This window comes from Peptostreptococcus stomatis DSM 17678, assembly GCF_000147675.1.
GTDB lineage: Bacteria > Bacillota > Clostridia > Peptostreptococcales > Peptostreptococcaceae > Peptostreptococcus > Peptostreptococcus stomatis.
Window position 1 is genome coordinate 74,581 of sequence record NZ_ADGQ01000050.1, and the last position, 26,244, is coordinate 100,824.

A 26,244-nucleotide genomic window follows, 5' to 3' on the forward strand; every position below is an offset into this window, starting at 1 on the left:
TATATAACGGATAAAAAGGTAGGCAAGCATTTCTTTCTAAACAGATAGAAATGCAGCCTACCTTATATTTATCACATCAAACAGTCGATTTGAATTTATTTCATATGTTTACTTCTTAAAGAAGGCCAATCCTATAGTTCCAGGTCCAACATGGGTACCTATAGTAGACCCCATGACTGATACTGGTATGCTTTCTATATCCTTACCAAAGATATCGGGATATAAGTCCTTAAACTTATTTAGGCCCTTTGGATCGTTACCAGAGTAAACCATCATAGCCGGCATGTCTGGGTCATAGTCCTCAGCTAACCTGATTGTATCAGCTAATTTTTCCATACCTTTTTTTAGGCCTCTTGCCTTAGCTACAACTTCAACTTCACCATTACTTAAGCCACATAGGGGCTTTAGTGATAAGATAGAGCCGGCAAGTGCCTGGGCTGCTGAAAGTCTACCACCCTTATGTAGGTATTCTAGGGTATCCAATAGGTAACAGATAGTAATTTTTTCACGTTTTGCTTCCAATTTTTTGACGATTTCTTCCGGATCATCAATGGTCTTAATAAGTTCAAGGGCATATAAGACTAGGATCTTTTCACCTATAGTTGCACTCAAACTATCTACAAGAAAGACCTTGCCCGGAAATCCCTGGGCAGCCAATCTTGCACTTGAATATGTTCCTGATAACTTTGAAGATAAAGTAATTGCAAGGGCTGTATGACCATTTTCTACAATTTCCTCAAATGCTTCCTGGAAGGTAAATGGACCAACCTGGCTAGTCTTAGGAAGTTCATCTGCCGCCTCCAATAATTCATAGAACTTTTGGTTATTTATATCTATGCTATCCTTATATTCCTTATCCCCAAAAGTAACACTAAGAGGGCAGAAATAAAGGCCCAAAGATTTTGCTTCTTCATAAGTGAACTCTGAAGCAGAATCCACGACTATTTTAATACTCATTAATAATCCTCCTAATTATATTTATCTACCCATACATATTTAGGGCATTAAATTTATTATATACGTTTATTTAAGGTTAGCTTATATTATATCATAAAAATATGTATAAGTGTAAGTATATAAGTTATAAAAACATCCAAACAAGACCTTGGTTTATTTCAGTATAATATTAACCTGTATAGTCCTATCATCACACAATTATTCCCTAAATATACATTTAAGGAATAGTTGTATGTGACCCACCTAACTTAAGACCTGGCATAATATATAATGCCTAATATGATATATAACCAGTAACATCTAAGTTAGCCAAACTACATATAAGGGCTTAAGTTCTCTCTCAGGGAGAATTATAATTATATAGGTTAAGCCGTAAGTCATTTGGCTTAACCTATAAATATATCAAGGGTCTTAGATATTAGCATCGTTGTAAAGGCAAAAAATAAACCTACTGTCAAAAATGAAAATACACTAATTAAGACTTTAAGTAGTAGGATCTGGTACTTTATACCCAGGACTATAAATATCAAATTAATCAAATAGGTCAAGATTATAAATACTAAGAGTCCAGCCCTGCTATTAATAATGTCCTCCTTGCTAAGGTCCATATGGCTGGTTATAGAATACATTATATATATAAAGACTATGTACCTTGGCCAGCTGTGCCTTATAAATGGATTTAAATTATGGATTATGGCTATAACTATATTTATATAGATATTCAAAGAATCACCTATACTGTTTATATTGGACATATATGCCATATTCTGGTTAAAGGTCTGGTAGGTAGCCTTAAACTCTTCTGGCAACAAAATACGCATAAAGAGTATCATGCAGCCAGTACCAACTATGATAGGAGCAATTCCTATAAAGAAATTACCGACCATTTGGTAGGGGCTGGACCTATCACAGCTATGGTTGACATAACCCATTACACCATCAAACCTACTCTTATAGGGTCTGAATAGGGAAAATTCTACTATCTCATGTCTAAATATAAGGCAAAATAGCATATGGCTAAATTCGTGGACAACTGTACCTATTAGGCCTGTTATAACGAGACCGTTCATACCAAAGCAATTGTATATATAGAAGGTATTTTTCTTACCAAGAAAGCTGAATATACTGGCCAGTAGAGATAGGACAAATAATATCTCCAGGCTAAGTATAAGGGCACTCAGCAGGTAGTTAGCTATAGTTTCCATCTTGATATTGCCTCCTATCAATAGCCTCCAACCTATATATTGGCATACCCAAAGTCATAAATCTCTCTTCGTATTCAGTAGTAATATTACCCTCGTAATCACTATTGGCCAGGTTAAGAGATATATTTTGTAGGATCCAATTATTATTGGATATTTCATTTAAACTAAATTCAAAGAGGTCTCGATTGTCAGTCTTAAAGTGTATTTGACCATTATTTAATTTCTTCCTGTATAGTTCTAGAAAGTTTTTATGTGTAAGCCTCCTCTTTGCATTCCTTTTTTTAGGCCATGGGTCACAGAAGTTGATATAAATCCTATCAAGCTCAGAGTCTGAAAAATATAAATCAAATAATTCTACACTACCCCATAGAAATACTATGTTGTTTAGGTTTAATTTATAAGCCTTCTCTACTGCCTTGACCAAGACTTCTTCTTTGATCTCTAGGGCGATATAGTTTATATTCCTGTTAGCCTGGGCCATACCAGTTAGAAACTTGCCCCTACCTGTTCCAACTTCTACATGGATTGGATTGTCGTTACCAAAAATTTCTTTCCACCTGCCCCTATAATTCTTCACAAGCTTATTGTAGACATCATCTTTTAAGAAGTACCTATTGTCAAATGGATTCAAAAAATCCCTACTAAGGTCTTCTCTCCTAATTAGCTTTTCTACTCTGTTTATTCTAGGTTTTTTAGGCTTAGGAACTTTAGAATTTGTATTTTCTGGATTTGAAAGATCAGTTACATCCCTTTCTAGGACTTGGTCAACCATCCCGTTAATTATATAGTCTTTATATGACAGGAGCTTTTCATCTGCCCCCTTTACTCTACGTCTTCTCATAATGTCTCCTTTATTGAACTCATTTATAATATAATAGCCCCTAGACCTAAATTAGACCTTAGAGACTTTTTATATTAGTGATATTTTTATTATAACATGGTCATATCCAATAGGCAAAAAAATACCGTAGACTGGTTTTAGCCTACGGTATATATAAATCTAATCTTAGTGACAGCCTGAGCAACTTCCACAACTGCTCTGCATATCCTTCATTTTTTCAGGTATAACTCTAAATCCACTGTTCATATCCTGGATTAGCATATCACCGAATTCCTGGTATTCCTGAGCATCCATTATAAATTCGATATCTTCAACTATACAGGATACGTCACTTTCTTTCTTTTCATCTAGAGCTAAACCAAATGATGGTCCAGAACAAGCTGCTCCAGCAAAATACATTCTTACTGCTGCTGGCTGGTCTGCCTGTTCAGCTATTATTTCCTTTAAAACATTTATAGCCTGCTGTGGTGCATCTACTTTCATTTCTTTATACCTCACTTTTCATTATTTTAATTATCTATATTGACTATATATCCATTTATGTATGAGAATAATCAATAATATATTTTAAAACTAAGCCTATTATATCATAAAAATTACTATTTTGCATTTGTTTTTACAAGTATCAAAGACCTTATATTGGATATTCCACTGGTTCACAACTAGCTAATGAGGCCTTGACATCTATAACCCTCTGGTTTTCAGACCCCCTGTATTTAAGTTTAATATTCCTCTTATCTATTTCAAACCTACCATCAATCAGGACGTCAACCTCTTTTATCAGGGCTAATTTCTTAGGGTTTTTTATGGCATCTTCAAATAGGTCTCCAGTCCACAACCAGATATCCTTGTCAGGATAGATTTCATTTACCTTTGTAAGTAAATCTAGTAAGGATGAGTCCATAGTCTGTTGAAGAGGCTCTCCACCAAGTATATTTAAGCCTACAACGACAGGATTAGATACAAGGTCTAGGAAGTACTTCTCTGTTTCTTCAGTCCAGTCATCACCGTAATTAAAATCTTGCTGGTCCTTGTTAAAACATCCCTCACAATTGTGACTACAACCAGATACAAAAAGGCTAACCCTGATTCCTGGGCCATTAGTAACATCTAATTTTCTTATCTTACTGTATTTCATCTTTGCTCCTTAATAACTAGATACGAATAAGATGGCAAAAGGTAACCTCTTGCCATCAATAATCTATATATAATATATTTATGTTTGGTATCAAAACTTATAGGTGTAAGACCCTATCTCCTATTTCCTGAGTCCTTCCCTTGTTCCAAAAGTTAGTTCCAATATATCCACAAGTACGTCTCATTACCTGCATTTCATCCCTATCCCTGTTACCACAAGAAGGGCAATACCAATCTAGATTTTCATCCAACTGCATTTCACCTGTGTAGCCACACTCGTAGCACACGTCTGGTTTTGTATTGATTTCAGCGTACTGAATATTGTGGTAGATAAAGTTGATTACCTGTTCTACGGCCTCTGGATTTTTTGTCATATCAGGTACTTCTATGTATGATATACAACCACCAGTAGATATACCGTGGAACTGTGATTCGAACTGAAGCTTACTAAAGGCATCTATCTCTTCTAGAACATTTACGTGGTAAGAGTTTGTATAGTAAAACTTGTCTGTAACGCCTTCTATTTCACCAAACCTGGCCTTGTCTATCCTACAGAACCTATATACAAGAGATTCTGCTGGAGTTCCATAAAGACTAAAACCTAGTCCGGTTTCATTTCTCCACCTATCGCAGGCATCCTTCATATGTCTCATTACATCTAGGGCAAATTTTTCCCCTGCAGGTGTAGTATGACTAAGACCTAACATTGCATATACCATTTCATATATACCAACATAGCCCAGTGAAAGAGTTGAGTATCCATCCTTTAGTAGTGGATCGATTTTTTCACCCTTCTCAAGTCTTGCTATAGCTCCGTGCTGCCAATGTATAGGAGATACATCTGAAAGCGTACCTAGTAGCATTTCATGCCTTCTAAGTAGGGCATCCTTACACAGTTCTAGCCTCTGGTCTAGTATATTCCAGAACTGACCCATTCTACCACCAGATATAATAGCTATCTGAGGTAGGTTTAAGGATACAACACCCTGGTTAAACCTTCCATACCACTTGTGGTTTCCATTTTCATCTATCCATGGAGATAGGTGGGACCTACAGCCCATAGGTGGGAATGTGCAACCCTCATAGTTCATCTTCATAATCTTAGCACTCTGGTAGTCGGGTACTAGTCTCTTGGCAGTACACTCTGCTGCCATCTTAGTTATATAATCATACTTGCCTCCTTCAAGGCAGTTGTTTTCATCCAATAAGTAAACCAGCTTAGGAAAGGCTTCACCTACATTTTGTCCCTTGTAGTTTTTCATACCCTCTAGCCTCTGCTTGATCATTTCCTCACAAATTAGGGCCATTTCCTCTTCATACTCGCTGCCATCTTCAATTTCAAGATATATAGTGGCAAAAGGAGCCTGACCATTTGTAGTCATTAGGGTTGATAACTGGTACCTAATAGTCTGAACACCATCCTTAAGGTCCTTTAGCATCATATCATTAGCCAAATCTACAGCTAGTTCTTCATCCTTATACTTGTCTAGGTAGAAATTATAGAACTTATCCTTAGTCCTCCTTAGGTAAGGTGCCAGGTGCTTAATAGTGATACTCTGACCACCATACTGGTTGCTGGCAACCTGGGCCATTATCTGTGTAGTTACCGTACAAGCAGTAGAAAATGACTTAGGGCTTTCTACCATCTTTTCGTTTATAACAGTACCATTATCTAGCATGTCTTCTATGTTGATTAGACAGCAGTTAAATATTGGCTGTAGTGTATAGTCCATATCATGCCAGTGTATAGCACCCTCATCATGGGCCTGAACTATATGTGGTGGTATAAGTTTTCTTCTAGCTATATCCTTTGATACTTCACCAGCGATTAAGTCCCTTTGAGTTGAGCATATAACAGCATTCTTGTTTGAATTTTCCATCATAAGGTCTTCATTTGATTTTCTCATCAGCTTAAGTATAGAGTCGTCAGTAGTATTTACCTGTCTCTTAAACTGCTGGACAGCCCTGTAACCCTCATAGGCCCTGGCTGTTTCGCTGTGGTTATAATGGATTAGCCTATCATATACAAAACCTTCAATCTTGTAGATTGTCGGTGTTTCATCTAGCTTTAAAAAATGATTTTCACAGTCTCTGGCAACTGCTTCAGCTATATCAGGGTGGTACAAACCACTACCGTTTTTCATAGCTTTTTCTATGGCTATTCTTATTTTCGATCGGTCAAAAGGAACAGTAGTCCCGTCTCTCTTAATTGCGTACATATAATTCACTCACTTTCACATTTTATCTTTGACATTCATTTATAACACATTATCACAATATCCTAAAATAAAAAGTATAACCATCTGTCTCGAAAATTCCAAATTAAAAGTTATAATATAAGTCTACAAACAGATACAGTATACTTGAATTATTGATATTTACTAGATTGTGTAATGTTATCTTTAAAACACAACATATAGATTAGGTGTTTTTTATAGATACAATATGTTGTGTCTACGCTATATAGTATAAGACATTTTAGAAAATAAAACAAGACTATATTTTGGGTTGAAAATGATGGAAAAATAGTCAAACTTAAGATAATAATGTTGCTTATGGTACCATTACTATCATAACATATAGGATTAAACTTTTTGTACTTTATGCTACCAAGATTAATTAATAAATTAAGGCAAAAAAACTGTGAAAATTTTTATTATTAACTTACATATAACACTATATATTGATTCCTTAACCGGATAAGTATCTTCATTAACTACTAAATATGCTATTTTTGACACAAGAAACTGGGAATAGATACAAGTTTATGTGATAGAAAAATTTCATTTCAAAGAGGGCTTGGGTCAGCTTTTCATCTATTTTTATAATTGCTAGCTTATAATCTATATATATGCTATAATGCAGTAAGTAAATATATATCAAATAAGGGGGACATTATGGAGATTTTAGAAAACGAACAGCAAGTATATGATAAATTAGATTCACTAGGCATTGAATATAAGCTAATAGAACACGAACCCCTATTCACTGCTGAAGATATGGATAAAATAGCAGATAGGGCTCCAGGTATCCAGTGTAAAAACTTATTTTTGAGAAATGCCAAGGGTAACAAGTACTACCTAATAACAGCCGAACACAATGCTGAAATTGACATGACAGATATAAGAGAAAAGATAGGGTCAACTAGACTATCTTTTGGATCACCTGAAAGACTAATGAAGGTCTTGAAACTTGAACCAGGATCAGTAAATCCCTTCTCTCTAATAAACGATACAAATAAGGAAGTTCAATTTTTTTTAGACAGGAGTCTTATTACAGACCAACAACTTAACTTCCACCCAAATGTTAACTATAAGACTGTTAACATATCCCTGGAAGGTTTAAAAAAATACCTGGCCTCAATAGGGGTTATAGTAAATCTGATTGACCTATAAAATAGGGTCTTAAAAATAATAATCTTGTATAGGCTTAAAGAAAAAAGCAAGAAGGGTGGTTCTACTACCCTTCTTGCTTTTTTATACTTGCTATAGATAATATATATTCACCTATTAGCTACTTATTATTCAATATTCACTTCTTACTCATTACTTCTTACTTACATATAGCTCTTATTTAAAGTATCATGAGGCTTATAGGATATTCATCTGCTGTAAGGCCTTTAATGACCCCATCTTTGAATGGTCATAGGTCATCCCACCCTGGAAGTATACATTATAAGGTGGCCTAATTGGACCATCGGCACTCAACTCTATTGATGAGCCTTGAACAAAGGCACCTGCCGCCATAATTACCTGGTCGTCATAGCCAGGCATATCCCAAGGTACTGGTGTTACATATGAATCAACTGGTGCAGCAGCCTGGACACCCTCACAGAACTTTATCAATTCCTCTGCACTATGGAGTTGGACTATCTGAATTATGTCACTTCTTTCAGCATCATAGGCAGGATTTACCTTGTAGCCAAGTTTTTCATATAATCTAGCACAGAATATTGCTCCCATTATAGCCTGGGAGACTACATATGGGGCTATAAACAAACCTTGAAGAATTCCCCTTGTAGTTCCAAAAGTAAGACCACATTCCTTGCCTATACCAGGACAAGTCAACCTATAGGCTATCAACTCTATTATATCTGCCCTACCTACTATATATCCCCCAGCCAGAGCAAGACCACCACCCGGGTTTTTGATTAGGGACCCTGCCATTACATCAGCGCCCACATCTGTAGGTTCAAGTGTTTCTAAAAATTCACCATAGCAGTTGTCAACCATGACTATAAGGTCAGGCTTTACAGACTTTACAGCATCTATAGCCTCCTTAATATCCCTTATAGTTAAGGACTTTCTCCAGGCATAGCCCTTGGACCTCTGAATCATGATTAACCTTGTTTTTTCATTAATGGCTGCCTTGGCAGCTTCAATATCAATCTCTCCATTTTCTAGGAAGTCTACCTGCTTATATGTAACCCCAAATTCCTTTAAACATCCCTTCTCTTCCCTTATTCCTATCACGCCCTGAAGTGTATCATAAGGAGCTGATGTTATTGATAGTATTTCATCACCAGGCCTAACTATACCCTGGACAGTCAGGGAAAGGGCATGTGTACCATTTACTATCTGGGGTCTTACAAGGGCATCTTCTGCATGGAAGACATTGGCATAGATTTCTTCTAATTTTTCACGTCCAATATCATTGTAACCATAACCGGTAGTCCAATTGAAATGGTTGTCACTCAGGTTTGCTTCCTGCATAGCATTTAAGACCTTTAACTGGTTGTACTCCCTTATTTCATTTAGCCTATCGAACTGGGCCTTTATCTCTTGGTCAACTTCCTTAGACAGGTCTAATATATTCTTGTCTATTCCATACTTACTGAGTAGCAGTTCTTCAGTTTCTTTTAACATCATATATCTCCTTCTTCTTCAATGCTTTGATTAGCTACGAATTCTCTTATTATTCTTATCTGGTCATCAATAGATTTGACCTCATCTAGGTTAAGCCATAGGGCATGTGGATACCTCTTAAACCAGGTAATCTGCCTTTTTGCATACCTCCTTGATGACTGCTTGATAGAGTTTTTAGCATCTTCAAGACTTATAAGCCCATCAAAATAGTCAAGAACTTCCTTGTAGCCAATTCCCTTCATTGATGTCATATCCTTAGTGTAGCCCCTCTCATGCAAATCTTTTACCTCATCTAGGAGGCCTTGGTCAAACATTAGGTCTACCCTGTAATTTATACGGTCGTATAGGTGGGACCTATCCCTATTAAGGACAACAATATGAGCCTGGTATTTTTCATTAGGTTTCAGGTCATTTGAAAAATCACCTAGGCTTCCTCCCGATTTAAATATTTCTATGGCCCTTATGACCCTCTTTGCATTATTTTTATGGATACGTTTGGCTGTTTCAGGTGATATATCCTCTAGGAGTGAGTAAAGGTAATCAAGGCCCCTTTCCTGTAAAATATCTTCAAGTTCCTTCCTTATTTGCGGGTCTGCCTGGGACTGACCAAAATCCATATCAAATAATATAGAATTCAGATAGAGGCCTGTCCCACCAGTTATTATCGGGAACTTGCCTCTTGAATGGATATCTCCTATTATAGCCTCCGCTTTTTCTTTGAATTCAGATACAGAAAAATCTTCTTGAGGGTCGACAATATCAATCATATGGTGGACTACCCCATCCATTTCTTCAGGCCTTACCTTGGCACTACCTGTATCCATATACCTGTATATTTGCATAGAATCGGCTGATATTATTTCACCCTCTAAAATCTTGGCTAGTTTTATAGAAAGGTCTGTCTTACCTACAGCAGTTGGACCTGTGAGTATAAGTATTGGTATTTTATTTTCCATACTTCTTCCTTTCTGGGATTAGCCCCTACATTTTTCTCTTAAACATCTTTTCTATATCATACTTAGTCATAGATACCATTACAGGCCTTCCATGAGGGCAAGTATAAGGATTATCACACTTTTTAAGCGATTCAAGCAAGGCCATTACTTCATTATAGTCTAATTTGTCATTTGCCTTGATTGCAGACTTGCAGGCCATTTCAGCTATTTGATCATACTTGCTGTCGTAAATACTATCCCTTTTTGATGACTTGTCAAGGTCTAAGAACTTGTCTATAAGTTCATAGATGAACTTTTCAGATTCAGGCCTGCCAAAGGTATTCGGTAATCCCCTTACACTTATATTCTTGTGACCAAAGGCTTCAACTATAAAACCATACCTTTCAAAAAGGTCAATATTCCTGATAGCCACTTCCATGTCTGTTGGAGATAGGTCCATGATAATAGGGTCTAGCAGGTATTGGATCCTGATTGAGTCAGATTTGAAAGACTTCATATACATTTCAAACCTTACCCTTTCATGGGCTGCATGTTGGTCCATCATATATAATTGGTCAGACTTAGAGAAAAGAATATAAGTATTGAATACGATGCCTATATAGTTTAAACCCTCAAATTCTGGTCTGGTAGAAGTAGCCCCTTCCATAAAAGAAAGTTGTTGGTCTTGGCCCTTATTTTGAATATGAGCCCCTTGACTTACTTTTAGGTCAAGTTGCTTATTATCAAGGTCGCTTGGAGTCTGGTCCAACTTTTTTAAACTGGAATTCTTACCATCTTGGCCTAGTCTATCCAAACCTAGGTCCTCTAGTGACTTTAAGTCTTCAAGACTAACCACCTGGTCTGCCCTAGCAAGGCCTTTGTCAGGATATGAAGCAACCTTATCACCTACCTCCTGGATAGAGTTTTTACAATCTATATGGCCAGGCTTACCACTATCATCTTCACTTATAAAGGCCGACTTACCATTTTCCCTTACTAGGTCTGAATTTTCCTTTTGTTCATTTTTAGAGTAGGAAAAAGAGTCAAAAGACCTAAAGGTCTCATTTGATTCATAGGTCTTAGCTGGCCTATCCTTGGATCTATACCTACCAATCAGACTATTTTTAAGTAGGGTCCCCCTTACATAATCACCCAGGTCCTCTAGTATAGGACCCTCATTGTCAAACTTGACTTCAAGCTTGCTAGGATGGATATTTACATCTATTTTACCTGGGTCTATTTCAAGGTTAATAAAATAGACTGGGTATTTATTTATAGGTATGATGTCCTTGTAGGCGCTATTAATAGCATTCATTATATTAGGACTCTTTACATACCTACCATTTATAAATATTAATTGGTTGTTCCTATTTGACCTATATACGTTGTTGTTGGCTATATAACCGTCAATCTTGTAATAGCTAGATTGGTAGTCTATCTTTATAAGGTGATCGCTTGTATCCTTTCCATAAATCATACGTATGGCATTATATAGGTTTGAATCGCCAATAGTTTCAAATATAGTTTTTCCATTATTTATGTATTTTATGCTGACACCGGGATTTCCAATAGCCAATTTATTTACCAGGTCGGTAATATTTATAATCTCGGCATGGTTGGACTTTAAAAACTTCCTCCTGGCCGGTACATTGTAGAAGAGGTCTTTAACTATTAGTTGGGTACCCCTGTTTGCCCCAATAGGGTTTTTAGATTCGATTTTACCACCATTTATAAGTATTCTTGTACCCATAAGGGCATCCTCGGTCTTCGTTACCATGTCTACCTTGGATATGGCAGCTATAGATGCCAAAGCCTCCCCCCTAAAACCCAGGGAGTGGAGGTTAGAAAGGTCCTCTGCCCTCCTAATCTTGCTGGTAGCATGCCTCAAAAAGGCCTTGTTTATATCATCAGCCTCAATACCAGCCCCATCGTCTATGACCTTGATCATATCCTTGCCAGCATTTTCAATTTGTATGGTGATGTTTTTTGCACCAGCATCCAGTGAGTTTTCGACAACTTCCTTTATAATAGATGAAGGTCTTTCTATGACTTCACCAGCAGCGATTTTATTAATAGTAGAATCATCTAATATATTTATCCTAGTCATAGCCACCTCCTAGTTCTTACTTATTTTTTCTGCTTCTTTCTTCAATTCGTACATTGTATTCATAATGTCCATAGGTGTAGAATTCATTATATCTATATCCAGGACTTGACCTATAAATTTTTTATAGACTTTATTTTTTTCTTCAATCTCTTTATTTTGAGCTTGATTTACGACCATGTCAAAGCTAAGTTGTATATTTTTCTCCCTTGATTGGTCAATACTAGCTGAGTTTTCTATATGGTTCTTTTCAAGTTCTACAAGTATTTGGTCAGCCCTTTCTATTACCTGGCCAGGTAACTTAGCCAATTTAGCAACATAGATACCATAGCTCCTATCGGCAGCTCCTGCTATTATTTTCCTTAAAAATACTATATCGTCCCCCTCTTCTTGAACCGCTACTGAATAATTCTTTATCCTAGGGTACTTGTCCTCCAGGTCAGTCAATTCATGGTAGTGGGTAGCGAAGAGAGTCTTGGCCCCTATCCTCTTGTATATGTATTCTACTATTGACCAGGCTAGGGATATACCATCATAGGTACTAGTCCCCCTACCTATTTCATCCAGGATAATTAAGCTATCACTACTAGCGTTTGACAGTATCTGGCTAACTTCATCCATTTCCACCATAAAGGTAGACTGGCCCTGGGCTAGGTCATCACTTGCCCCTACCCTGGTAAAAATACGGTCTACTATAGGTATATTTGCATATGTTGCAGGTACAAAAGAACCTATATGGGCCATTAAGGTAATCAAGGCCACCTGCCTCATATATGTTGACTTACCTGACATATTTGGCCCTGTAATAATATTAATCATATTATCATATCCTATGTCCGTATCATTATTTATAAAGTTTTCTTCTCCTATAATCTGCTCTATAACTGGGTGACGTCCACCTTCTATAGCCAGTACACCATTTTGATTTATATTTGGTCTTACATAGTTATACTTATTAGCTATAATGGCATTTGATATATAGAGGTCTAACTGGGCAATTTTTGATGCTACAATCTGTATCCTGTCTATATTTTGATATACTTGCCTGCTAATATTCTTGAAGAATTCATACTCCATAGCCTTGATTTTGTCTTCAGCATTGAGTATCTTATCTTCTATTTCCTTTAACTCTGGTGTTATAAACCTTTCAGCATTTACCAGGGTCTGCTTTCTTATATAGGAATCGTCTATATCTATCTGTAATAGGCTGGCCTTGGTTATTTCTATATAGTAGCCAAAGACCTTATTATATCCAATTTTAAGAGACTTTGCCCCAGTCTTTTCTCTTTCTCTCTGCTCTATATCCCTAATCATAAAAGCCCCATTTTGAGATATATCCCTTAGTTGGTCAAGCTCATGGGAATAGGCTTCTTTAATAATATTTCCGTCCTTAATACCTGTTGAAGGTTCATCCTTTATAGAATCCTTTATTAGGATGTAGATGTCTTTTAGGCAGTCTAAGCTACCTATAAAGTCTTTAAGACCAGAAGCCTTGGAATTTGATATTGTATCCACAATATAAGGTAGGACTTGAAGGCTGTTTTTTAGGTTTACCAGGTCCTTGGGAGATACCCTATCATAGGCTATTTTTGCACAAATTCTCTCCAGGTCAAATATTGAAGATACTGATGTTTTTAACTCATCTCTAAGTATATAGTCATCCTTAATTTCATGGGTAATGTTCAGACGGTGGTCTATCATATCCTTTTTTATAAGGGGTTGCTCTATATGTTTTTTTAACATTCTGGCCCCCATAGGTGTAGATGTTGCATCCAGTACCTGGAGTAGGCTCCCCTTTTTCTTGCTGGTCCTAATAGTCTTGGTCAACTCCAAGTTTATACGGGTAAATAAGTCCAGAGCCATATAGTCACCTGACTGGTATATATTTATGGTATTGAGGTTAGTCTCATTCATCATCTGGGTCTTACTGATGTAATTCAAGATAATTGCCAGTGAATATAGGATCAAGTTATCCTTGTCCAAACCTAGCTTATCAAGATAGGCCGGTTCAAACCTATCATATATGACCGTCTTGTCTAAAAGGCTGATATCAAAGTCTTCGTTTAGGTAGATATTTGCCATATCAGATAGGCTGGCTAGAGAACCTAAAAGGTCTGGACTATTTGATAGTATCTCTCTTGGAAGAATTTTAGCAACCTCATTTTTTACTCCATCTAGGGATATCAGGCTTGTATTTAGTTCTCCTGTGCTAATATCTACATAGGCTATTGAAGCATCCTGGCCCTGATAGTATATGGCCATCAAGTAATTATTAGAAGTTTTTTCTAGAGAATCATCTTCTAATAGGGTTCCCGGTGTAACTATCTTGACAACTTCTCTTTTTACTAGTCCCTTGGCAGTAGCAGGATCTTCTACCTGCTCCCCTATAGCCACCTTATAACCAGCCTCTACAAGCCTTGTTAGGTATGATGATGCAGAATGATATGGAACGCCACACATAGGAGCCCTTTCTTCAAGACCACAAGCCTTACCTGTAAGGGCAATATCTAATATCCTAGATGCCAAGAGGGCATCGTCAAAGAACATTTCATAAAAGTCGCCTAATCTATAAAAAAGAATACAATCAGGATATTCATCCTTTGTTTCTAAGTATTTTTTCATCATGGGTGAAAGTTTTTCTCTATCTATATTCATGACTACCTCCGTCTTATTTCTCAATATTTAATTATACCATATTTCTATAAGGCTTGACAAAAAACCAACCTCTAAAGGATAGAAAATTAGGTTCCTAATACTCTTTTGAGGTTGGTCTTGAAATATTATTTAATTTTTTTATATAAGTTTATAAATATATAATAGTCATGTATTGAGTATAGTAGGTCCTAACTTCTGATCAGGTCCATAATGTGGGCCTTCACCCTGGCTATTTGACCTATATCAGCCTTATCAATATGGTTGGGATAAAGTAAAATTTCCTCTTTTACATGGGCTGGCTTGTTTGACATTACATAAATCCTATCAGCCAGATGGATGGCCTCATCTATATCATGGGTTATCAGAAATATAGTTGAGTTAGTCTTTTTCCTAACCTTTAAAAACCAGTCTTGTATAGAAGCCTTTGTTATAGAATCCAAAGCACCAAATGGTTCATCCAAAAGCATTATATCATTGGATGAAAAGTAGGTCCTCATAAAGTTTGCCCTCTGTCTCATACCGCCTGAGAGCTCATGAGGATACATCATCTCATAGCCTTCTAGTTCAAAGGTCTTGAAATATGGTTTTACAGTTTCCCTGGCTACGCTCTTTGACTGGCCCTCTATGATCATAGGAAGGGCAACATTGTCCAGGATATTCTTATATGGCAATAAGAGGTCTTTTTGGTACATATAGCTGAGTTTACCATCTATACTAAAGTTACCTGAAGATGGTTCTATCAGGCCTGACATTATATTAAAGATAGTAGACTTTCCACACCCACTAGGCCCTACTATGGCAACTAACTCCCCCTCCTTTATATGGAGGTTGATATCATCTAAAATTTTTGTTTGACCATAGTACCTATTAATATTTTCAAAAACTACTTTACTTTTTTTCTGGTAAGAATTCATTTGTGAAAGCCTCATCAACATTTAATGCTTTTTTAATTAGGCCATTGTCCTGCATGAACTTGGCATAGTTCTTCCATACATCAGCCTTCATTTCACCCCACCTAGGAGCATCGTCTTGGTATAGTTTAGCCAAGTAGTCCTGGCTGGCCTTTACTAGGTTCTTGTCAAGTTCTGGAACAGCCTTGGAAAGTATATCTGCTGCACCACTAGGGTCCTTTATAGCCTCTTCATAACCCTTGCTTGTGGCAGTCATAAACTTTTTAACTAAATCAGGTTTTTCCTTTATAGTCTTATTATTTGCTATTAATACTGGTGTATAGTAATCTAGGGCAGGATCTATATCCCTAATAGGTATATAGTCTAGGTTTATCTTCTTTAACTTGGCCTCTACACCTGTCCATGCCTCGAATACCCAGGCAAAGTCTATATTTTTCTTAGTGGCAGTAAAGTAGTCGTCCTGACCTATATCTACCCTATTTAACTTACTAAAGTCTGCCCCCTTCTTTTCCATGGCAAGTTTTATAATGGCCTCCTCAGATGGAGATCCCCAACCACCGTATGTTTTTCCTTCAAAGTCCTTGGCAGTCTTAATATTCTTTTCTACTGGAGCTGCAAAACCAGATGTATTATGCTGGATAATCGTAGCTACAGCCTTTACTGGAAGAGGGTCTTTTTCCCTTGTTAGGGCATAGGTTACGTCTTCCTGGTAGCTGACACCAAACTGGGCCTTATCGCTTGCAACTAGGGTTGCTGAATCACTGTCGGATGGCTGAATAATTTCTAGGTCAATACCCTGGTCCTTGTAATAGCCCTTTTCCTTGGCTAAATATATACCTGTATGGTTAGTATTAGGTGTATAGTCAAGAACTAAAGTAACCTTTTCTAGCTTGTCACCAACCCCTCCATTAGATGAATTCTTGTCGCCCGTACAAGCAGATAAACTGGCTATGGCTAGCATACCTACAAAGGCCAATGATAAAATTTTCTTTGCTTTCATATTTACCTCCATTTAATAAATACTTTTTTTAATATTGAAATAAGTCCTACAAATAATAAACTAAACAAAACAACTAATATAGTACAGGCAAATACCTTGTCTAGGGCGTATGAAGATTTGGCCCTTACCATATATACACCCAGGCCTGCACTACCACCCAACCACTCTGCAACTGTTGCTGCTATAAAGGCATAGGTAGATGAAATTTTTAGACCAGTAAAAAACTTATCCATGGCCATAGGGAATTTCAAGTGGATAAATGTATCTAACCTCTTGGCCTTCATAATTTTAAATAAATTGATTAGGTCCCTGTCTATACTGTCCATACCATCCATGAAATTGATCAACATTGGGAAAAAGCAGGTTAAGATAACACATATAACCTTTGACTTGATTCCAAAACCAAACCAAATAACCAGGAGTGGTGCTATTGTTATAGTTGGTATCATCTGAGTCACATACATGATTGGATGGAAACATTTTTTAATAAAAGGCACAAAGTCCATAATCATACCTATAAATAGGGAAATAAGGACTGACAGGGATAGACCGATTACTGTTTCCTCCAGGGTTACCCTACTGTGCATGGCCAAAACTTGCCAATCATTTACAAACTCTAAATAAATATCCCTTGGACTAGGTAGTATATAGGAAGGTATAGAAAACCTATCTACAGCCAATTCCCATAAAATTATCAGCCCAATAAAAGTTGCCAGTGGGTAGGCAATATTCTTTATCCTATCTGTGGTGTTTAAGTTTTTCATCAATAGATAATCCACCCTTTTTCTGATCTACTCTAAATATTGTTATAACCCTTTCACAACCAAGTTCAAATGGAACAAGGTGGACTTTCTTTGCTAAGTCAAATACCCTATCAAGGTCCCCCTCTACAGTTGTAGAATTTGCCCCAATTTCATACTTAAGCCCACTCTTCTTTATAAGGTCTATACACTCGTCTACAACTTTATACATCTCTTCTTCAGTCCCATAGGGCCTTAAAGGCATAACTGCTATATCTCCTAATACCATAACTATCATCTCCTTTTTATATAATAAAAAAAGTCTCACTAGTGTGAGACAAAAAATTCCAACACTGGCATTATCCAATGGGTCTAAGGGTCGAAATCATTCCTCTCAGCAAAAGCTCCCCTTTTAAATTTTCTTTCTTTAGTAGTTTATACCTATTCCTATTTGATATACCCTACACTATGATTATATCACATGTATAGGTTAAAGAATAGTTATATCAGTTTTTTTGAAAAATTGTTTACAATGTTAGCTGTAATACCCCATATTACCGTCTCCCCTATCTTATAAAAAGATATAGGATACTTAAAAGAACCCCAATAATAAGACTTAGGTATATTCATTTCCTCGTATGGGAAGTCCTTGCTTGGCTCAATACGAACTGTATTTTTAAGCACAAGAGGTTCGTTATCCAGGAAATATCTGATTGGTACAGTAAATAAGGACTCCACTTCATCATTTCTTATGTCAAGCTTGAAATTCTTGTCTATTTCAGCCAAAAAACAATGAATCAAGCCTCTTGCAGGTAAGACATAGGTATCCAACTTGGTAATTATATTTACCTGGTCTGGACCACAGGCCATTTCTTCAGAAAACTCTCTAATTGCTGCATCATAAGGAGACTCTCCATCTTCTACTTGCCCTCCTGGGAAAGATATCTCTCCTGGTTGGACATTTAGCTTCTTGTTTCTTACCTGGAATATAAGGTGTTGGTCACCATCTATGTCTATTACAGGTACGACAATGGAGTAGGTCTTATTTTTAATGCCTATAAAGCCAGGTTCTCTGTCTTTGAATATTTTATTTAAATCAAACATTGAACTTCCTCCTTTCCTAGAAAATTATAACCTTAAATCCTAAACATTAAGATACAGATTATATACCCAGTATAAGGTATTATAATAATATTTTTCAAGTGCAACTACTAAATAATCCATGAAAAAATATATTGTATAAAAATTTTCTGTATATAATTGTATACTAAAATGCGAAAGATGTGTGAACTTAATATCTTTCGCATTTAGTATACCAATATTGTAGTTGTTAATTGTGAAATAATACATTTAAGTCTTATTATAAAAAAGTCAGATCTTTTAAGATATTTTTGCTTTATTATGATTTTCTTTCATCTTTAATTATTTTTCCGTCACTTATTGTTATAACTCTATCTGCTTGTTTAGCTATATTTTCATCATGAGTTATCATAACTAATGTTTGATTAAAGTCATTTACTGTACTTTTAAGTAAGTTCATCACTTCTTTTGTTGTCTTACTATCCAAGTTTCCTGTTGGTTCATCAGCAAATATTACTGTTGGTTTATTAGATAATGCTCTAGCAATTGCTACCCTTTGCTGTTGTCCACCGGATAATTCATTTGGGAATTTTTTTAGCTGATCCTCTAAACCAACTTTTTTTATTATATTCATGATATATTCTTTATCTTCCTTTTTCCCATCTAATTGAATTGGAAGTATTATATTATCATATACATTAAGTACAGGTATTAGATTGAAACTTTGAAATATAAATCCAAATTCCTGCCTTCTAATCTTTGACAATTCATCGTCATTTAAACTATATATATTTTTATTTCCTAAAATGACTTCTCCTTCTGTAGGTTTGTCTAAACCACCCATGCAATGAAGAAGGGTACTTTTTCCTGAACCACTAGTACCAATTATTGCTGTAAATTTTCCGTTTTCAATTTCAAGTGTTATTCCATCGACTGCCTTTACTAAACTATCCTTTTTTCCATAATATTTTTTTATCCCTTTTCCTGCAAATAATTTCATCTTCTTTACCTCACTTAAATAATACTTTTAATATATTTTCCATAAACTTATATTTGTTCATTATATTTTATTAACTTCTTCGATAATAAGATTCCTAATACCATTGAAATAAATACTACCAAAATATATATACTCATTTCTTTAAATGGTATATTAAATATAAATAGAGCTTTACTATATATATCCATATACAATTGATTCAGTTTAGATGAATTGTTATAATAAATAAATACTGCTGATATTATATTTATTATTATTGCAACAAGAGCTATTATTAAGTTATCTAATATAATCCACTTATACTTTTCTTTTAATGTCATTCCTAATGCTCGCATTATTGCAAATTCATCTGCCCTCTTTATTATATTAGACCTTATCATAAGTATTAAATTAATCATAGTAAGTACAAGTAAAATTCCTATTTGACTCAATTTTTCTTTCAAATATACATTTTCATTAACTTTATTTCTCTTAGTATAAGAATTTATATCAAACACTGTGTACCTATCACTGCTATATTTTTTGTCTAATATTTTCCTGTTTTGTTCAGAGTAGCCTTTTTCATTAATAAGGCCTATTTGGCTATACCTATTTTCCATACCTAACTTATCTATATGTTTAGATGAAATAATTACTTCTGGATTATACCCAAAATTGCTATTTCCTTTGAATAGCCAGTCTTCATTAATCAATCCGACCACCTTTATCTTCTTATCATATCTCTTTACTTGACCATTTACTATAGAGAAAAGCTTGATTTTATAAATATTATTCAATTTGACTGGATTAGAAAAAACTTTTCTGTTTTCACCACTATTCATATCATAGTATTTGTCTGTAATTAAGGCAGGTATATAATCTCCTCTTTCATCATTGATTTTTTCTATTGAACCATTTTCTAAATATTTATTTATTGAAGAATACATATTTTGGCTATAGGCTTTCAAGGTAATTGGCATATCTAAAGTTTCACCTGAAAAATTTTGGGCTGTATAGTAGTCCTTAGTAATTTGTCCCCTATCCAAAGATATATATGAATAAGGTATCTCTTTTTTATAATTGACCATGGTATATTTTCCAGAAATTTTGACTGAATCAAAGTCATTCTTACTAAAGCTTGAAAGTCCTATATTAGTGTCAATTAAGTTTGGTGAAAGTATCATGTCATTTATAAATAAATTATTTTGTTGCATATCTATTACATTAAAGTTATTTGTCATTCTAAAAGTTGTTTCAAAATACATGCCACCTAAAATTGAAAATGAGATTACTACAATCAAGATGTTTGATATATTTCTCAAAAACATATTGATAAAGTTCTTGATATAAATGTTTTTTGTGCTAATTGATATATAGGCTTTCCTCCTATAATTTTCGTTTATACACTCTAGTCCACTCTTCCTAGACCCAATAAATATTGGCGATAAGGAAGAAAGCATCACAATAAAGAATGTTATGATAAGTGGGTATATTACATCTTCAAGAGAAAAAATAAATCGAGCATTTACAAAGTTCTTAAATATATAGTTTTCAACTATTAATTTAGACAATAGCGTGGCAGATATAATTCCCAATAAATAACCACATAGCCATATAGATGTAAATTGTATAAGGAACAATTTAATAAGATCTCTTTTGGAAGCCCCTAGTATTTTTAATTCACCAATCTCTTTTATAAAAGAGGAAGTAAATATATTAAATATGTTTAATATCAAGAGTAGTGATATAATTAAAACCATGAGTACTTCCTTGAAGTTAGAAAACTGCCTAGTCTCCTTGTATTCACCTTGAGCCATTGATAATTGTTCATTATACCTTAAGTTTTCATCATTAAGGCCACTCTTTTGCCTGATTTGTTCATAAATGCTTCTTTTATCAGCATTTTGAGCAAAGGCAAGGAAACCATGATAAGACTTAGAATTATGACTTCTTGTAAATCCTGTAAGTTTATATTCATTTTCATAGTATTTTTGATTTCTATCGATAATACCTACAAGTCTATATTTAATATTTTTGGATGAGATATCATATTGGGAGTTTGACTTGTTTTTTGTTATTTTTAAAAAATCAATTTCCTGCTTTAGTTTGAAGTTTTTATTAATTTCCTTTAAGGCCCTTTTTTCTATTGCTATTTCATTCTCATTTTGAGGTAACCTACCCTCTAACAACTTGAATCGATTTAATTTATAGTATTCGTCACTGTAGTTATATAAACTAATATCCACACCATTTTTGTATGTGATATTACCTAATTCATATGTATAGATTAGTTTTTTGACTCCATCAATATTTTCCATTTTTTTTATATTATCTACATTAGCACCGTAAAACTTAGCATCATAGCCAGCATAAAGACTATGAACTTCTAACATTTTATTATAGGTTGAATTTTTTTCCACTAATGATTTTGATGCCACGAAAGAACAGACGGATGCTATGCATATTACTAAGACAAGACTTCTTTTAAAATTCTTGATTAAGTAGTTAAAGGATAATTTTGCTATCATAATTGACCTCCCCAAAAAGTAGATATATTATTAATGACTTGAAAATTTAATACTCGTTATTATTATAATATAAATATTATATAAAAGCAATAATGCTATATATTAATTATACAGAGAAGTATATGTATAAAAAAATAGACTAACTATGGTATAAACCACAAATTAGTCCATGTAAATTCATATTAATAAAATGATTCCTTTAAAAGCCTATTTTATTGCCTGTTTCTTAGCTCTTATAAGGGTACTCTTAGATATACCAGTTAATTCTTCTACCTTCTTATATGAATAAGAATTTAGCATTTCTAAAGCTTCCTCAATTTGGTCCTGGCTGAATTTTTTAGGCCTACCCTCTTTAAAGCCACTCGTCTTTTTGGCCTTGTTCTTACCTGACTGGATTCTTTCTACCAATAGTGCCTTATCAAAGTTATTTACAGCACACAAAGTCTTGAATAGGATATTTCCCAAAACAGAAAAATCAATAAGTCCTATATTTAGAATATGAATAGATGCCTGCTTACCCCTTATAGAAGCTATAATATCAACAGCATCACCAATAGAAGTGGCAAACCTATCTAATTGAGTAACCACTAGTATGTCTTCTGGATTCAATAAATTTATAATCTTTTCAAATTCTGGCTTCACATTCATATCAAGTGAGGACTCTTTGAATATAATGCTTTCATAGTATCTCTCTTTTATAAGATCTTCTTGCTCTTCCAAATAACCGAGTTCTATTTGTTTGCTTGTAGTTGCCCTACAGTAACCATAAATCAAGTGCCACACCTCCTTTGATATTCATGTTCATAACTTATGATTTTTTCCTGCCATATCCTAACAAAATCATTATAACATACTTTAGCCATAAAATACAATTAGTAATATTCAAAAATTGAAAAATATTTTTGAATATTACTAATGAGATGTTGGAAATTTATGGTTACAATAAATGACTTGTAGTAGAGACTAATTTATTGTAATCATAAGTACACTATTATTTTCTTACCATTCTAGAAAATTTATTTTATAAATTAGGTTTATAAGTGTCAGTAGTTATACCTATAAACTCTTAAAAAGTAAGGGTTTCAAATATAAAATTATAGTTTTGATACCTTTATTTATATTTTGATAACCTACTGCTGAACAATTTTCTTTAATAGGTCCTGTATTTCTTCACTTTCTATAAAGTCTTCGAAGTTAGTCTTTCTATCCAGGATTCCATTTTCACCTATAAATATAATCCTGTTTGCTATAGAGGATATAAACTGGTGGTCATGTGATGTAAATAGTAAAACGCCCTTATAATCTTCTAAGGCCTTATTGACTGAAGTTATAGATTCAAGGTCTAAGTGGTTGGTTGGATCATCTAACATCAATACATTAGCATTTGATAGCATTAGCTTTGATAGCATGCACCTAACCTTTTCTCCTCCACTTAGGACGTTGGCCTCCTTAAGGGCTTCATCACCACTAAATAGCATCCTGCCTAAAAAGCCCCTGATATATGATTCGCTCTTCTCTTCTGAATACTGTCTTAGCCAGTCTACTAAGGATAATTCACAACCATCGAAGTATTCATTGTGGTTCTTCGGCATATAGTCCTGAGAAGTAGTTACACCCCACTTGAAGCTACCTTCAAAGTCAGTATCCCTTTCTGATAGGATGTTAAATAGGGCTGTAGCAGCCATATCATCCCCCATAAAGACTACCTTGTCATCATTTTCTAGCCTGAATGATATATCGTCTAGGACCTTAACCCCATCAATTACCTTAGTTATATTGTGGACTTCTAGGACCTCATTACCAATCTCTCTTTCTGGCTTAAAGGCAACATATGGGTACTTCCTTCTAGAAGGCTGTATCTCTTCTATGTTTAACTTTTCTAGCTGCTTCTTCCTGGAAGTTGCCTGCTTAGCCTTGGAAGCATTAGATGAAAACCTGGCTATAAATTCCTTTAGCTGGGCAATCTTCTCTTCTGCCTTCTTATTCTGGTCCTTCATTAACTGTAGGGCTAGCTGGCTTGACTCATACCAGAAGTCGTAGTTACCAGTATATAGCTGGATTTTTCCAAAGTCTACATCAACGATATGGGTACATATAGTGTTCAGGAAGTGCCTGTCATGGGATACTACTATTACTATGGTCTCATCTAGGCCTATTATAAACTCATTCAGCCACTTTATAGATGAATAATCCAGGTGGTTTGTAGGCTCGTCCAGTAAAAGTATTTCAGGAGAACCAAATAGGGCCTGGGCCAATAAAATCTTGACCTTTTCGGCACCCGTTAGGTCTGCCATAAGCGAGTAATGAAGGTCCTTTTCTATACCTAATCCCATAAGGATTTTTTCAGCATTAGTTTCTGCATCCCAACCGTCTAATTCGTCAAATTCACCTTCTAATTCGGCTAACCTTATACCATCTTCATCTGAAAAGTCTTCCTTCATATATAGGGCATCCTTGTCCTTCATAATAGTCCATAGTCTTTCATGTCCCATTATGACTGTATCTAGGACAGAAGTTTGGTCATATTTAAAGTGGTCCTGCTTTAGTACAGACATTCTTTCCTTGTCTGTTATTGATATTACTCCTGTATTAGGCTCAATTTCACCGGACAATATTTTCAAGAAAGTTGACTTTCCTGCTCCATTTGCCCCAATTACACCATAGCAGTTTCCCTTTGTAAATTTAAGATTTACTTCCTTGTATAGCTCCTTGTCGCCAAATCTTAAGCCGACATCTGTTACTTGTAACATAGTATCTCCTCTCATATTTATGTAAAATAATTTTTTTCAAGATAAAGGACTATTGAATAAGTACATATACAATAGTCCCAGATATTTAACCTATATTTAATTATACCAATTAGACAGTTTTTGTCAATTAATATTTATCCTTGACTCATTTTATAAGAATAATAATTTAATTAGGAATAGGATTCCCAATATGATCATTACCCAAGATACTTTTTCTCTTTCATCTGGCTTAGCAAAGATATTGTAAATTAGGTTAATCAATACATATGATAGGATACCTATAGTTAAACCATCACCTATACTGTAAGTAAGGGCCATACTGATAACTGTAATAAAGGCTGGAAGACCTTCTGTTACATTGTGTAGGTCTACTTCACGTAGAGAGCTAATCATCAAGTAACCAACATATATAAGGGCTGGTGCAGTCGCACAAGCTGGGATAGCTATAAATATTGGTGAGAAGAACATAGCCATGAGGAATAGGATACCTACAGTAATAGCTGTATAACCTGTCTTACCACCAGCAAGTACACCTGTTGATGACTCAACATATGTAGTTACTGTTGATACACCTAGTAGGGCGCCTATAGTAGTTGCTAATGAGTCAGCCAGTAGGGCTCTACCAACATTTGGTACATTGCCATTTTCATCTAACATATTAGCCTTAGAACAAACTCCAACTAGAGTACCTACTGTATCGAAGAAGTCGACAAACAAGAAAGTACAAACTATAACAAAGAAGTTACCAATATCTTTTGGATGTGAGAAAAATCCAAAGTCAACCTTACCAGCTATTGGAGCAATTGATTCGAACTTAAATATACCTGTAGGAAGATAAATTCCAAGCTTAGCTGCCATTTCTGGATTAAGCACAGCATATATCCAAGCCATTATAGAAGATACTGCTATACCAGCCAAGATAGACCCCTTCATATTCTTCTTGTCCATAACACCTATTACAAATAAGCCAACAAAGGCAAATATAACTGTAGGTGAAAGGTGACCCATACTAACAAAAGTAGCTTCATTTGCTATTACAAGACCGCATCCCTTTAAACCTATGAAGGCTATAAAGATACCTATACCAGCCGTAACACCATGCTTCATATTAAGTGGTATAGAGTTAACTACTGCTTCTCTAACCTTAAATAATGTTAAGAATATAAAGATAATACCTTCTACAAATACTGCTGTAAGTGCAGTTTCCCATGGTACCCCACCCTTTAAAACAACTGTATATGCAAAGAATGCATTTAAGCCCATACCTGATGCAAGGGCAAATGGTAGGTTAGCAACAAATCCCATAATAAAACAACCAAGGGCCGCGGCTAAACATGTAGCAGTTACCAGGGCTCCAGCATCCATACCAGCAGCAGCTAGTGTACTAGGGTTAACAGCGATAATATAAGCCATAGTTAAAAATGTTGTGATACCTGCTAATATTTCTTTTTTCATATTAACATTTTTTTCAGAAAGCAGGGGAAAAGGCCCCTGTCTACTAGCAGTTTTCTGATTTGAGTTCATTTAGTACCTCCAAAATTAAAAATAAATAATAAA

Annotated in this window: 21 protein-coding genes; 1 reads left to right on the plus strand and 20 read right to left on the minus strand. The window is 35.1% G+C overall.

All coding sequences use genetic code 11. The annotated features are described in order from the left end of the window. Positions 1-108: 108 nt before the first annotated feature. From HMPREF0634_RS04575 to nrdD, 6 genes are all read right to left on the minus strand, one after another. Positions 109-957 (minus strand): DegV family protein, encoded by an 849-nt coding sequence (locus tag HMPREF0634_RS04575; RefSeq protein WP_007789432.1) that lies wholly within the window; start codon positions 955-957, stop codon positions 109-111. Positions 958-1,343: 386 nt separating this feature from the next. After that, complete coding sequence (locus tag HMPREF0634_RS04580; RefSeq protein WP_007789376.1) at positions 1,344-2,162, minus strand: hypothetical protein; 819 nt, start codon at positions 2,160-2,162, stop codon at positions 1,344-1,346. After that, complete coding sequence (gene trmB / locus HMPREF0634_RS04585) at positions 2,146-3,003, minus strand: tRNA (guanosine(46)-N7)-methyltransferase TrmB (protein ID WP_007789405.1); 858 nt, start codon at positions 3,001-3,003, stop codon at positions 2,146-2,148. Before trmB ends, HMPREF0634_RS04580 begins: the two co-directional genes overlap by 17 nt. A 165-nt stretch (positions 3,004-3,168) precedes the next feature. After that, positions 3,169-3,486, minus strand: a complete 318-nt coding sequence (locus tag HMPREF0634_RS04590) for a hypothetical protein (protein ID WP_007789380.1) — start codon at positions 3,484-3,486, stop codon at positions 3,169-3,171. Between the two features lie 151 nt (positions 3,487-3,637). Beyond that, on the minus strand, positions 3,638-4,141 hold the full coding sequence (nrdG, locus tag HMPREF0634_RS04595; RefSeq protein WP_007789447.1) for an anaerobic ribonucleoside-triphosphate reductase activating protein: 504 nt from the start codon (positions 4,139-4,141) through the stop codon (positions 3,638-3,640). 97 nt (positions 4,142-4,238) lie between these two features. Beyond that, on the minus strand, positions 4,239-6,359 hold the full coding sequence (gene nrdD / locus HMPREF0634_RS04600; RefSeq protein ID WP_007789363.1) for an anaerobic ribonucleoside-triphosphate reductase: 2,121 nt from the start codon (positions 6,357-6,359) through the stop codon (positions 4,239-4,241). A gap of 678 nt (positions 6,360-7,037) precedes the next feature. Here nrdD and HMPREF0634_RS04605 point away from each other — a divergent pair. Next, the gene (locus tag HMPREF0634_RS04605) at positions 7,038-7,535 is read left to right on the plus strand and encodes a prolyl-tRNA synthetase associated domain-containing protein (RefSeq protein WP_007789386.1); all 498 of its coding nucleotides are present in this window, start codon (positions 7,038-7,040) and stop codon (positions 7,533-7,535) included. Positions 7,536-7,730: 195 nt separating this feature from the next. Here the strand turns inward: HMPREF0634_RS04605 and HMPREF0634_RS04610 are convergent, their stop codons facing one another. From HMPREF0634_RS04610 to HMPREF0634_RS04675, 14 genes are all read right to left on the minus strand, one after another. Beyond that, positions 7,731-9,005, minus strand: coding sequence for a methionine gamma-lyase family protein (locus tag HMPREF0634_RS04610; protein ID WP_007789371.1), 1,275 nt, complete (start codon positions 9,003-9,005; stop codon positions 7,731-7,733). Further along, entirely contained in the window at positions 9,005-9,961 is a 957-nt protein-coding gene (gene miaA / locus HMPREF0634_RS04615; RefSeq protein ID WP_007789337.1) for a tRNA (adenosine(37)-N6)-dimethylallyltransferase MiaA, read from the minus strand. The genes HMPREF0634_RS04610 and miaA overlap by 1 nt, the downstream gene beginning before the upstream one ends. A 25-nt stretch (positions 9,962-9,986) precedes the next feature. Next, a complete protein-coding gene (gene mutL, locus HMPREF0634_RS04620) occupies positions 9,987-12,047 on the minus strand; it encodes a DNA mismatch repair endonuclease MutL (protein WP_007789434.1) in 2,061 nt (686 codons plus the stop codon). A gap of 9 nt (positions 12,048-12,056) precedes the next feature. Further along, positions 12,057-14,699 (minus strand): DNA mismatch repair protein MutS, encoded by a 2,643-nt coding sequence (gene mutS, locus HMPREF0634_RS04625; RefSeq protein WP_007789428.1) that lies wholly within the window; start codon positions 14,697-14,699, stop codon positions 12,057-12,059. A gap of 188 nt (positions 14,700-14,887) precedes the next feature. Further along, positions 14,888-15,613 carry an ABC transporter ATP-binding protein gene (locus HMPREF0634_RS04630; RefSeq protein WP_007789426.1) on the minus strand — a complete coding sequence of 242 codons (726 nt, stop codon included), beginning with the start codon at positions 15,611-15,613 and terminating at the stop codon, positions 14,888-14,890. Continuing rightward, complete coding sequence (locus HMPREF0634_RS04635; RefSeq protein ID WP_007789393.1) at positions 15,588-16,610, minus strand: ABC transporter substrate-binding protein; 1,023 nt, start codon at positions 16,608-16,610, stop codon at positions 15,588-15,590. The genes HMPREF0634_RS04630 and HMPREF0634_RS04635 overlap by 26 nt, the downstream gene beginning before the upstream one ends. A gap of 2 nt (positions 16,611-16,612) precedes the next feature. Next, the gene (locus HMPREF0634_RS04640; protein WP_007789367.1) at positions 16,613-17,374 is read right to left on the minus strand and encodes an ABC transporter permease; all 762 of its coding nucleotides are present in this window, start codon (positions 17,372-17,374) and stop codon (positions 16,613-16,615) included. After that, positions 17,349-17,639, minus strand: coding sequence for an MTH1187 family thiamine-binding protein (locus HMPREF0634_RS04645; protein ID WP_007789455.1), 291 nt, complete (start codon positions 17,637-17,639; stop codon positions 17,349-17,351). Before HMPREF0634_RS04645 ends, HMPREF0634_RS04640 begins: the two co-directional genes overlap by 26 nt. Positions 17,640-17,851: 212 nt before the next feature. Next, a complete protein-coding gene (locus tag HMPREF0634_RS04650; protein ID WP_007789416.1) occupies positions 17,852-18,454 on the minus strand; it encodes an NUDIX hydrolase in 603 nt (200 codons plus the stop codon). A gap of 295 nt (positions 18,455-18,749) precedes the next feature. After that, complete coding sequence (locus HMPREF0634_RS04655; RefSeq protein WP_007789373.1) at positions 18,750-19,430, minus strand: ABC transporter ATP-binding protein; 681 nt, start codon at positions 19,428-19,430, stop codon at positions 18,750-18,752. Positions 19,431-19,477: 47 nt separating this feature from the next. Continuing rightward, positions 19,478-21,937, minus strand: coding sequence for an ABC transporter permease (locus tag HMPREF0634_RS04660; protein WP_007789369.1), 2,460 nt, complete (start codon positions 21,935-21,937; stop codon positions 19,478-19,480). A gap of 207 nt (positions 21,938-22,144) precedes the next feature. Further along, positions 22,145-22,720, minus strand: coding sequence for a recombinase family protein (locus tag HMPREF0634_RS04665; protein WP_243440509.1), 576 nt, complete (start codon positions 22,718-22,720; stop codon positions 22,145-22,147). Positions 22,721-23,067: 347 nt separating this feature from the next. Continuing rightward, positions 23,068-24,687 carry an ABC-F family ATP-binding cassette domain-containing protein gene (locus tag HMPREF0634_RS04670; protein WP_007789379.1) on the minus strand — a complete coding sequence of 540 codons (1,620 nt, stop codon included), beginning with the start codon at positions 24,685-24,687 and terminating at the stop codon, positions 23,068-23,070. Positions 24,688-24,837: 150 nt separating this feature from the next. Then, the gene (locus HMPREF0634_RS04675) at positions 24,838-26,211 is read right to left on the minus strand and encodes an NCS2 family permease (protein WP_007789361.1); all 1,374 of its coding nucleotides are present in this window, start codon (positions 26,209-26,211) and stop codon (positions 24,838-24,840) included. Positions 26,212-26,244 lie beyond the last annotated feature (33 nt).

Excerpts from the sequence above, each read along its gene's own strand:
- HMPREF0634_RS04575 (WP_007789432.1), bottom strand. The coding sequence starts at position 957 with ATGAGTATTAAAATAGTCGTGGATTCTGCTTCAGAGTTCACTTATGAA.
- HMPREF0634_RS04580 (WP_007789376.1), bottom strand. The coding sequence starts at position 2,162 with ATGGAAACTATAGCTAACTACCTGCTGAGTGCCCTTATACTTAGCCTG.
- trmB (WP_007789405.1), bottom strand. The coding sequence starts at position 3,003 with ATGAGAAGACGTAGAGTAAAGGGGGCAGATGAAAAGCTCCTGTCATAT.
- HMPREF0634_RS04590 (WP_007789380.1), bottom strand. The coding sequence starts at position 3,486 with ATGAAAGTAGATGCACCACAGCAGGCTATAAATGTTTTAAAGGAAATA.
- nrdG (WP_007789447.1), bottom strand. The coding sequence starts at position 4,141 with ATGAAATACAGTAAGATAAGAAAATTAGATGTTACTAATGGCCCAGGA.
- nrdD (WP_007789363.1), bottom strand. The coding sequence starts at position 6,359 with ATGTACGCAATTAAGAGAGACGGGACTACTGTTCCTTTTGACCGATCG.
- HMPREF0634_RS04605 (WP_007789386.1), top strand. The coding sequence starts at position 7,038 with ATGGAGATTTTAGAAAACGAACAGCAAGTATATGATAAATTAGATTCA.
- HMPREF0634_RS04610 (WP_007789371.1), bottom strand. The coding sequence starts at position 9,005 with ATGTTAAAAGAAACTGAAGAACTGCTACTCAGTAAGTATGGAATAGAC.
- miaA (WP_007789337.1), bottom strand. The coding sequence starts at position 9,961 with ATGGAAAATAAAATACCAATACTTATACTCACAGGTCCAACTGCTGTA.
- mutL (WP_007789434.1), bottom strand. The coding sequence starts at position 12,047 with ATGACTAGGATAAATATATTAGATGATTCTACTATTAATAAAATCGCT.
- mutS (WP_007789428.1), bottom strand. The coding sequence starts at position 14,699 with ATGAATATAGATAGAGAAAAACTTTCACCCATGATGAAAAAATACTTA.
- HMPREF0634_RS04630 (WP_007789426.1), bottom strand. The coding sequence starts at position 15,613 with ATGAATTCTTACCAGAAAAAAAGTAAAGTAGTTTTTGAAAATATTAAT.
- HMPREF0634_RS04635 (WP_007789393.1), bottom strand. The coding sequence starts at position 16,610 with ATGAAAGCAAAGAAAATTTTATCATTGGCCTTTGTAGGTATGCTAGCC.
- HMPREF0634_RS04640 (WP_007789367.1), bottom strand. The coding sequence starts at position 17,374 with ATGAAAAACTTAAACACCACAGATAGGATAAAGAATATTGCCTACCCA.
- HMPREF0634_RS04645 (WP_007789455.1), bottom strand. The coding sequence starts at position 17,639 with ATGGTATTAGGAGATATAGCAGTTATGCCTTTAAGGCCCTATGGGACT.
- HMPREF0634_RS04650 (WP_007789416.1), bottom strand. The coding sequence starts at position 18,454 with ATGTTTGATTTAAATAAAATATTCAAAGACAGAGAACCTGGCTTTATA.
- HMPREF0634_RS04655 (WP_007789373.1), bottom strand. The coding sequence starts at position 19,430 with ATGAAATTATTTGCAGGAAAAGGGATAAAAAAATATTATGGAAAAAAG.
- HMPREF0634_RS04660 (WP_007789369.1), bottom strand. The coding sequence starts at position 21,937 with ATGATAGCAAAATTATCCTTTAACTACTTAATCAAGAATTTTAAAAGA.
- HMPREF0634_RS04670 (WP_007789379.1), bottom strand. The coding sequence starts at position 24,687 with ATGTTACAAGTAACAGATGTCGGCTTAAGATTTGGCGACAAGGAGCTA.
- HMPREF0634_RS04675 (WP_007789361.1), bottom strand. The coding sequence starts at position 26,211 with ATGAACTCAAATCAGAAAACTGCTAGTAGACAGGGGCCTTTTCCCCTG.